Here is a 10,008-nt window from a genome sequence, read left to right as displayed (position 1 = left end):
GCGCATAGATGGCGGCGGCCGCCACCATGACGGCAGCGAGGCCGACCAGCGAGTGGAAGGCGGCGACCAGCTGCGGCATCGAGGTCATGGCGATGCGGCGCGCGGTGACGGCGCCGACGCTGCCGCCAATGGCCAGGCCGAGCACGATCAGGCCGAAGCGGCCGGCCGAGGGGGTTGCCAGCGCCAATGTGGTGGCGATGGCGATGCCCATGCCGATCATGCCGTAGAGATTGCCCTGGCGGCTGGTGGTCGGATGCGACAGGCCGCGCAGCGCCATGATGAACAGGACGCCGGAGACGAGGTAGAGGAAGGACGCGAAGTTGGCGTTCATGGCGCTCTACTTGTCCTTCTTCTTGTACATGGCCAGCATGCGCTGGGTGACGAGGAAGCCGCCGAAGATGTTGACCGACACCAGCATCAGCGCGACGAAGCCGAAGCCCGCGGCAATGCCGGAGGCGGCGATGCCGACGGCAAGCAGCGCGCCGACGACGATGACCGAAGAGATGGCGTTGGTGACGGCCATCAGCGGCGTATGCAGTGCGGGGGTCACCGACCAGACGACGTAATAGCCGACGAAGATCGCCAGCACGAAGATGGCGAAGCGGAAGACGAAGGGATCGATGGCACCGCCGGACAGCGCATGCGCGGCATCACCCGCCGCGTCGGCACCACCAGGCGCGGTCGCCAGATTGTGCACTGCCAGCCGAACCGCGGCGGAGGCCTGGTCGAGCTGGTCGAGGGCTTTCTGCAGGGTCTGATCCATCACGCGATCCCTTTCGGCTTCGACGAGGGCGACTTGGATGCGGCCGGTTTCTTGGGCGCGGCTTTCTTGGGCGAAGCGTCGGCAACCATGGTTGTGGCCGGGATCGCCGCCGGTTCGACATAAGGCTGCTGGTCGGGCTTGGCGAAGGACGGATGCACGATCTTGCCGCCGTTAGTCAGCATCGTTGCCTTGACCAGATCGTCGTCCCGGTTGATGGCAAGCGTTTTCGTCGTCTTGTCGACCAGCGTTTCGAGGAAGGCGAAGAGGTTCCGGGCATAAAGCAGCGATGCCGACGCCGCGATGCGGCCGGGCACATTGAGATGGCCGACAATCTTGACGTTGTTGGCGGTGGTGACGACCTTGCCGGCTTCGGCGCCCTCGACATTGCCGCCGCGCTCGACCGCCAGATCGACGAGAACCGAGCCTGGCTTCATCGAGGCGACCATCGCCGCCGATACCAGCTTGGGCGCCGGTCGGCCGGGAATAAGCGCGGTGGTGATAACGATATCCTGCTTGGCGATGTGCTCTGATGTGAGTGCCGCCTGCTTAGCCTGGTATTCCTTCGACATCTCCTTGGCGTAGCCGCCGGCCGTTTCGGCCGCCTTGAATTCCTCGTCCTCGACCGCAAGGAACTTTGCGCCGAGCGAGGCGACCTGTTCCTTGGCGGCAGGGCGAACGTCGGTGGCGGTGACGACCGCACCAAGCCGGCGCGCGGTGGCGATCGCCTGCAGGCCGGCGACACCGACGCCCATGATGAAGACCTTCGCCGCCGGCACCGTGCCGGCCGCCGTCATCATCATCGGCAATGCCCGATCGTATTCCGAAGCGCCGTCGATCACCGCCTGGTAACCGGCAAGATTGGCCTGCGAGGACAAGACGTCCATCGACTGGGCGCGCGTGATGCGTGGCATGAATTCCATCGAGAACGCGGTGACGCCAGCCTTGGCCAGGGCTGCCACAGCGGCATCATTGCCATAGGGATCCATGATGGCAATGACCGCTGTACCGGGTTTGTAGCTCTTCAGCTCGGCATCGCCGGGCCGACGCACCTTCAGCACGACATCGGCCTTGACGACATCGGAAGCCTTGCCGATCGTGGCTCCTGCCTTGGAAAACTCCTCGTCGGGGATGCGCGACCGCGTGCCGGCGCCGGCCTCGACGACGACGTCGAAGCCCAACGCCGCCAGCCGTTTCACCGTATCGGGCGAGGCCGCGACGCGCGGCTCATTGGCATCGAGCTCACGAGGGATGAAAACCGTCTGTCCCACCGCATGATCCTTTCGGCCGGAAGCTATTTCCCGCAAGACGCCGGCCGGCCTCGCGGCGGCGCCGTGGACAAGGTGTCGGAAAATCTATCGGAGGATAAAGGCGCCGACGGCCATAATCAGCACGAACAGGATGGTCGCCGAGAAGAAGCCGCCCGCGAAGAAGCCGAAGGCCATCGCCAGAAGCAGGGCTCCGCAGAAAAGCGATCCGTATTTGGCCAGCGCGAGAAAGCCCGCATAGGTGCGGTCATGCTCGGCATAGTCCATCTTCGCGCCCAGTTCGACAGGACCGGTCGGCGAGTGATCAGCCATAGGAATACCCCTTCGAAGACATCTTTCAGGCACATAGCGAAAAGCCGGGCCGAGAGCAATGGCGCTATTGCCGCACAACAGCGGACAACTGCCTCAAAGAAAGGTTGAAGCCGGCTGCCAACGCGCGACGGAGTCCGATCGCTGGATTCTGATGCTTGATGCGGAAAGATGCTTCGAAAGCAGACGCTTGCGTGGCCTAAGCCGGCGCCCTCAGCCGGCTAGATGCGGAAATAGCCCGAGCAACCCGACGACGATCAGATAGAGCGCGACGATGTAGTTCAACAGCCTTGGCATGACCAGGATCAGCACGCCGGCGATCAGCGAGATAAGCGGGGTGAGCGCAAGTGTGGAAATGGTCATGACGGGTTCCTTTGGCATATCCGTGGATTCGGCGACCAATGGCGAGGACGACAAGGCGCCGAGCCATCAGAACGCGTATCCGGCCGGAAAGCTCCAGTGGTTCTGCGAAACGCCTAATCTCAGGCGGCTTCGCGAAAATATTTGGCAGTCGGCAGGATGGTCAGCGGCGCCAATTCTCCAGCACCAGGTGTCTCGAACAGCATACGCTGCTCCAGAGATGTGGATCGGAAGAATGGAAAGCGCGAGAACGACCGCTCGCGAATGGCAGCGACATTGGCGCGATAGAGCACGACCTTGTAGTTCAGGCCTGGATAGTCGCGCAGCTCGCCGATCTGCTCAGAACAGTAGATACGACGGTAGAAACCCGCATGTTCGGGCCGGATAGTCGAGAGACAGTAAGGTGCGTCGAAGTAGAAGCAGGCCATTCCGGCAAGGCGCAGCGTCAGGTACGGGATCTGCGGATAGACCTTCGACCAGTCTGGGTCGGCAGCAAAGCGGCTCGGATCGGCAAAGTGCGCCCCGGCAGCCAGCATCGGGCGCAGGATGTCGCCGTAGACAGTTGTAGACGGCGATTGCGGCGTGGCCCGGCAGGCATGATGAATGCGCACCGTGGAGACCAGGATGCCGTCAATATAGACGCCGAACTTGGAACAATTTTCAGCTTCGTCGAGCTCGTCATGCACAATATGTTCCGGGTTTTCCGGCACCATATCATTCAAGCGATAGGATTTGTAGCGTAACCTATAGATGTCTTCGAGGTCCTCTCCCTTGTCGCAGCGGCGATATTCCGTCCGCTCAAGCATCGCTGAAACATTGCGGGCGAAACTCGACATGCTGTCGGGCGAATTTTCTTCACCCCCGCCCGCCACATGGCCAAGCGCTTCCAACTGCACATCCATACTCAAACCCTCGTAAGTTTCCGCCGCAGTTCAACCTACGACGGGACCCTGAGATGTAAAAGATGAAAATGGAGCACACGTCGTTTACCGATCATTAACGTTAACGATCCGTAAATTTTTATGAAAAGGCGACATTCTTCCCGGCACCGGTCAGCGGCGTGCGGCTCTCTTGGCTGTATTGATGTCCTTGGCGAAGGGCCATACCGTGTTCGACATGGTCTCGATGCCGGAAGCGCTGAGCGCCGAACCGAACAGGAACCCCTGGACAAGGTCGGGCTTGACCTGCAGCGCCAGTATCTTGAGCTGCTCGAAGGTCTCTACACCCTCGACGGTGACCGAAAGCCCCAGCGGCCGCGATAGGTTGACGATACCCTTGAGCAGCTCGAGCGAACGGGGGTTCTGGGTGACGTCCATCAGGAACGAGCGGTCGATCTTGATCTTGTCGAGCGGCAGTTTGTGCAGATAGCTCAGGCTCGAATAGCCGGTGCCGAAATCGTCGAGCGCGATGCGTACGCCGATCTGCTTCAGCTCCTCGATATACTGGCGCGTCAGCGACTTGTCGTCGAGCAGCGCCGTTTCGGTGACCTCGATCTCGAGCCGGGAGGCGGCGAGGCCGGAGCCGGCCAACGCATCGCGAACCTTCTGGATGACGTCGCGGTTGCGGAAATCCTTGGCCGAGAGATTGACCGAGACGCTGGTCTGGTCCGGCCATTTGGCGCATTCGGCGCAGGCTGCCTGCAGCACGAAGGTGCTGATCTCGGAAATGATGCCCATTTCCTCGGCCAAAGGAATGAAGATGCTGGGCGAGATCGGCCCGAGATCGGGATGATCCCACCGGCACAACGCCTCGCAGCTGGCGATACGCATGGTGCTCATCGCCACGATCGGCTGATAGACCACCCTCAAGCCCTTGCTTTCCACGGCTGTACGCAGGTCCGCCTTCATCAGCTGACGGTTGCGGAAGGCGGCATCCATCGAGGCTTCGAACAGCCGCCAGCTGTTCTTGCCGAGCTCCTTGGCCTTGTAGAGCGCCAGGTCCGCCTTGACGATCATGGCGTCGACATCGGTATCCTTGACCCGTGACAGCACCGCGCCGCCGCTGGCCTGAATGCGCAGCCCGTGACCGGCGACGTCGACTTCCCCTTGCAGGCCGGCGAAAATCTCGTCGAGCTGGCTGGTCAGATGGCTCTCATCCTCGACGCGGTCGAAGAAGATCATGAACTCGTCGCCACCGAAACGGCTGACCGTGATATCTTGCCTGGCAATGGCGGCAAGCCGCTCGGCAACGGCATAGATCAAGCCATCGCCGATCGGATGGCCAAGCGTGTCGTTGACGCTCTTGAAATCGTCGAGGTCGAGCACCGCAAGGCCGCAGAGACGATCGCGATCGCCTGATACCATGGCCTCGCCTACCAGTTCATGGAAATAGGCGCGGTTGGGCAGGCCGGTGAGGTTGTCGTAACGTGCCATGAAGCGGATCTTGTCTTCCGCCTCGACACGGGCGGTGACGTCCTCGAAGGTGATGACGCCCAGTTCCTGGCTGCCTTCGCGAGCCGAGAACTCGTAATGCTGGCCGTTGGCGAGGGAAACCAGCACCTTGCGGTCGCGGCCCTCGCGCAGGGCACGCGTCAGCTGGGCCTCGATGTAGCGGCAATCCTTGGGCGCCAGCATGCCGCCGGCGACACCGCGCATCAACAGACCATGGATCGACCGGCCGAGCAGCGCGTCGGGCGACTTGAGCGACATCAGATGCGCCGCCTCGGCATTGGCCACCGCGACGCGGCCGTCCGGGCCGAGCATGACAAGGCCGTGCGACATGGTGTTGAGCGCTCGGTTGAAGCGCTGGGCGATGCGATTGGCCTTCTTTTCCTCGGACAGGGCGGCGAAAAGCACCTCGCGGACCAGATCGGCGAAGCGCTTGATAGCAAAAAGAAATGGCGCCGAAAGCAGGCCGAGAATGAAGTGATAGGGATCGCCCCGCAGGATGAAGCCCAGCGAGATCGGCCAAGTCATGGTCATAATGAAGATCACGACCATCCTGGGCGAACCATAGTTGCGGCCAGCAATAGACGTGGCGGAGGCAAGCGTCACGCAGACGGCAGCTATTTCCGCGAACGGGTCATAGGCAAGATAGATGCCGACAAAGCAGAAGGCGCCAAGCATGAAGCCATGCATCGAGCCGTACAGTATGTAGTCGTTCTCGCGGCGACGCGCCTCTTCCCAATTTTGAGGCGAAGGAGCGTGGCGATATTTCCTGATGTTGCGAAGACGAAGGAAGGCGACAGCCAGCAGTCCGAGGGTGACGGCGAGATAGGCCGGATCCATGGTTTTCCAGTAAACCAGCACGACCAGCAGGGTTTGGGCAAAGAATCCTATCGAAAGCGTCAACCCGTCGCGAAACAAGGTTTCCACGAACGGAATGTAGACGTCGACCGGAATCTCGTTCTTCTTTATCAGATTCAACGCCTGAATCCCAACCCTGGGGAGCCAAGCAGTGCCACATCCGCCTTAAGAAAGATTTAGAGAGGCCCCGCCGCTCCTGCCGTCAAGCCGGGTGACGTAACGGAAAGCAAGGAAATTGTCGTTCAGGTAAACAAGGCGTATCGATCATTCCGCGGCCTGAAGTTTCGGCCGCGCCAGCGTACTCGACAGGCGTTCGAGCAGCCTTTGGCGTTCGCTCAAGGCCTTGTCGGCGCTGGCTCGACGGACGTGGCCATAGCCGCGAATCAGGGCCGGCACCGAGGCCAGCGCAACCGCCGCATCGACCCTGGCCGGGGCCAGCGATCCGGCGATGAGCTCCAGATCCGCCTCATACTGCGCCAGCAGCCGCCGCTCCATGCGCCGTTCGGCGGTGTAGCCGAACAGGTCGAAGGCGGTGCCGCGCAGGCCCTTCATCGCCGACAGCAGGCGAAAACCCTTCATCATCCACGGGCCGAAGCTGGATTTCCTAGGGCTTCCGTCATTGCCGCGACGGCCCATGATCGGCGGCGCGAGGTGGAATTCGAGCCTTTCGTAGCTCTGGAACTGCTTGCCCAGTTCGGCGGCGAAAGAGCCGTCCGTGTAAAGACGCGCCACCTCGTATTCGTCCTTGATCGCCATCAGCTTGAACAGGTTCCTGGCGGCGGCCTGCGACACCGTGGTCGACCCAGGTATGGCCTTCGCTTCGGCGGCGCGCAAAACGGCCAGTTTTTCGGCATAACGCCTGCCATAGGGGGCGTTCTGATAGGCTGTCAGGAAGGCGACGCGGCGGGCGATGATATCGTCCAGTGTCTCGGCGACATCCGTGCCCGGGCCGGCCTTTCCAGCGACGGCTGGACCCGGCTGGGCAACGAGGCCGCGCACGAATTCCGGCTGATGGGCAGCGCGACGTCCCCAGCGGAACGCGGCAACGTTCATCGCCACGGCTTCGCCATTGAGCTCGATCGCCTTCTCGACCGCCTCGGCGGACAGCGGCAGGCCGCCATGCTGGAAGGCAAAGCCGAGCATGAACATGTTGGCGCCGAGCGAATTGCCGAAAAGTGCCGTGGCGGTGCGGGTGGCGTCGAAGAAATGCGCCTTGTCGTCGCCCGCGGCCGCGCGGATCGCCTTCTTCAGGCGGCCTATCGGCAACGAGAAATCCGCCGAGCGGGCAAATTCGCCAGGCATGATCTCGGCGGTGTTGGCGACGAAGATGGTGTGGCCCTCGCGCACTGCGGTCAGCACCTTCTTGGCGCCCGAAACGACGAGATCGCAGCCAAGCACCAGATCGGCCTTGCCGGCCGAGACGCGGATGGCATGGATGTCGTCCGGCGTGCGGGCGATGCGGACATGCGTGAACACCGAGCCACCCTTCTGGGCGAGGCCGGCCATGTCGATCATGCCGCAGCCTTTGTCCTCGAGATGCGCCGCCATGCCGAGCACCGCACCGACGGTGACGACGCCGGTGCCGCCGACGCCGTCGATGATCGCCGCCCAGCCCTGCTCGCCAAGCGGGAATTGCGCCGGCACGGGCACGCCTTCCAGCGGATCGGCCTTGCCGGCAAGGCCCTCGGCCTTGCGGATCTTGGCGCCGTGCACAGTGACGAAGGAGGGGCAGAAGCCGTTGACGCAGGAGAAATCCTTGTTGCAGCTCGACTGGTCGATCTTGCGCTTGCGGCCGAATTCGGTCTCGACCGGCTGGATCGAGACGCAGTTCGACTGCACGCCGCAATCGCCGCAGCCCTCGCAGACCAGCTCGTTGATGAAGACCCGCTTGTCGGGATCGGGGAAGGTGCCGCGCTTGCGGCGGCGGCGTTTTTCGGCGGCGCAGGTCTGGTCGTAGAGCAGCACGGAGACGCCTTTGACATCGCGCAGCTCGCGCTGGACGAGATCGAGGTCGTCGCGGTGATGGATGGTGGCGCCGGCCGGGAATTCGGCCTTGCCGGCATATTTGCCGGGCTCATCTGTGACGATGGCGATTCGGTCGACGCCTTCGGCGCGCACCTGCCTGGCGATCATGTCGACGGTCAGGCCGCCTTCGTGCGGCTGGCCGCCGGTCATGGCGACGGCGTCATTGTAGAGTATCTTGTAGGTGATGTTGGCATCGCTCGACAGCGCGAAGCGGATCGCCAGCGTACCGGAATGGTTGTAGGTGCCATCGCCGAGATTCTGGAAGATGTGCTCGCGCTTGGAGAACGGCGCCTGGCCGACCCATTGCGCGCCCTCGCCGCCCATGGCCGTGAAACCGACGGTGTTGCGGTCCATCCACAGCGCCATGAAGTGGCAGCCGATGCCGGCCGCGGCGATAGAGCCGTCCGGCACCTTGGTGGACGAATTATGCGGGCAACCGGAACAGAAGAACGGTGTGCGCGAGCCGATGTCGGTGGCCTCGGTGAGCATTGCCTGGAACTGGCGCAGCTTCGCCACCCGCGCCGAAATCTCTTCGGACGGGCCGATGGTCCTGACGATCCTCTCGCCAAGCGCAATGGCGATCTCGTTGGGATCGAGCGCGCCCTTGGCCGGAAACAGCCAGTCGCCGCGCTCGTCCTTCTTGCCGATAATGACCGGTTGGGTGGCAGTGCCATAAAGGCTTTCGCGCAGCTGCACTTCGATCAGCGAGCGCTTCTCCTCGACGACGACAATGGTGTCGAGGCCGCGGGCGAAATCGGCGATGTGATGCAGGTCGAGCGGCCAGGGGCAGCCGACCTTGAACAGCCGCACGCCGATGCGGTTGGCGGCCGCCTCGTCGATGCCGATGTCCTCCAGCGCCTGACGGACATCGAGATAGCTCTTGCCCAGCGTGATGATGCCGATCTTCGGGTTGCGGCCGCCCGAATAGACGATGCGGTTCAGCCCGTTGGCAAGGATGAAGGCGGAAGCCGCGGCGCGCTTGTGCTCATGCAGCCGCTCCTCCTGACCGAGCATATCGATCTCGTGGCGAATGTTGAGACCGCCTGATGGCATGTCGAAATCCGGCACGACGATGTTCAGCCGCTCGAGCGAGGCATCGACCGAGGCCGTCGATTCGATGTTGTCCTTGACGCATTTGATCGCCGCCCAGGTACCGGCAAAGCGCGACATGGCAAAGCCGTAGAGCCCGTAATCGATGATCTCCTGGACACCGGCGGGATTGAGGATCGGCACCATCGTGTCGACGAACAGGAATTCGGTGGCGTGCGCATTGGTCGAGGATTCGGCCATATGGTCATCGCCCATCAGCGCAAGCACGCCGCCATGCTTCGACGATCCGGCGAGGTTGGCGTGGCGGAACACGTCGCCTGAGCGATCGACACCCGGTCCCTTGCCGTACCAGACCGAAAAGACGCCGTCATGAGTGCCCTCGCCCAGCAGTTCCGTCTGCTGCGTTCCCCAGCAAGCGGTGGCGGCAAGCTCCTCGTTGAGACCCGGCTGGAAGACGATGTCAGCCTGGGCGAGCTGTTTCTTCGCCTTCCAAAGCTGCATGTCGAGGCCGCCGAGCGGCGAACCGCGATAGCCGGAGACGAAACCGGCCGTGTTCAGGCCGGCGCGGCGATCACGCTCGCGCTGCATCAGCAGCATGCGGATGACCGCCTGCGCGCCGGACAGGAAGATGCGCTCCTTTGCGAGATCGAACTTGTCGTCGAGCGCGACGTCGTGCAGCGTCATCAGGCATTTCCTCTGCGGAGGCCACGCGGGGCAGGCAGCCAACGTCGGGGTCGGATGACGCATCCTTTCTCCCCTTGCAAGGCAGGTCAAACAAAATCGCAGATGCCAGGCAACGCGCACCGAACAGTCCGCGTCCATCCTGAATCGGGTATGAAACCGGTCCGCGGATATTGCCCGGCGCACGAAAATTTCAGCTGCGGCCCGGATGGCCGCGACGCGTCAGCCGCCCTTCGAGCAATCCGGCTTCGGTTCGCCCGGCAGCTTGCCGTCGGGATGGCCGACGAGATCGGGATTGGCGGTGTAGAGC

At 62.8% G+C, this 10,008-nt stretch carries 8 protein-coding genes; all 8 read right to left on the bottom strand.

Annotated elements, in window-relative coordinates:
* Window positions 1–331 (bottom strand): NAD(P)(+) transhydrogenase (Re/Si-specific) subunit beta (locus EN984_RS10475; RefSeq protein ID WP_206517419.1); only part of this gene is annotated, 331 nt, incomplete at its 3' end.
* A 6-nt stretch (window positions 332–337) separates the two neighbouring features.
* The gene (locus tag EN984_RS10470) at window positions 338–766 is read right to left on the bottom strand and encodes a proton-translocating transhydrogenase family protein (protein WP_189522886.1); all 429 of its coding nucleotides are present in this window, start codon (window positions 764–766) and stop codon (window positions 338–340) included.
* Window positions 763–2,031: a Re/Si-specific NAD(P)(+) transhydrogenase subunit alpha gene (locus EN984_RS10465; protein WP_127267395.1), complete on the bottom strand. Its 1,269-nt coding sequence runs from the start codon at window positions 2,029–2,031 to the stop codon at window positions 763–765. Before EN984_RS10465 ends, EN984_RS10470 begins: the two co-directional genes overlap by 4 nt.
* Window positions 2,032–2,115: 84 nt before the next feature.
* The gene (locus EN984_RS10460) at window positions 2,116–2,340 is read right to left on the bottom strand and encodes an aa3-type cytochrome c oxidase subunit IV (RefSeq protein WP_127267396.1); all 225 of its coding nucleotides are present in this window, start codon (window positions 2,338–2,340) and stop codon (window positions 2,116–2,118) included.
* A 210-nt stretch (window positions 2,341–2,550) separates the two neighbouring features.
* On the bottom strand, window positions 2,551–2,700 hold the full coding sequence (locus tag EN984_RS10455; protein WP_013528205.1) for a DUF3096 domain-containing protein: 150 nt from the start codon (window positions 2,698–2,700) through the stop codon (window positions 2,551–2,553).
* 119 nt (window positions 2,701–2,819) lie between these two features.
* Window positions 2,820–3,599, bottom strand: a complete 780-nt coding sequence (locus EN984_RS10450) for a hypothetical protein (protein ID WP_127267397.1) — start codon at window positions 3,597–3,599, stop codon at window positions 2,820–2,822.
* Between the two features lie 150 nt (window positions 3,600–3,749).
* On the bottom strand, window positions 3,750–6,062 hold the full coding sequence (locus EN984_RS10445) for an EAL domain-containing protein (protein WP_127267398.1): 2,313 nt from the start codon (window positions 6,060–6,062) through the stop codon (window positions 3,750–3,752).
* A 144-nt stretch (window positions 6,063–6,206) separates the two neighbouring features.
* Complete coding sequence (locus EN984_RS10440) at window positions 6,207–9,701, bottom strand: indolepyruvate ferredoxin oxidoreductase family protein (protein ID WP_127271070.1); 3,495 nt, start codon at window positions 9,699–9,701, stop codon at window positions 6,207–6,209.
* Window positions 9,702–10,008: the final 307 nt, after the last annotated feature.

This window comes from Mesorhizobium sp. M7A.F.Ca.CA.004.12.1.1, from assembly GCF_003997835.1.
In the GTDB taxonomy this organism is placed as follows: Bacteria; Pseudomonadota; Alphaproteobacteria; order Rhizobiales; family Rhizobiaceae; genus Mesorhizobium.
Note: the sequence above shows the minus strand (reverse complement) of the source record. Positions and strands in the feature narration are given on the sequence as shown.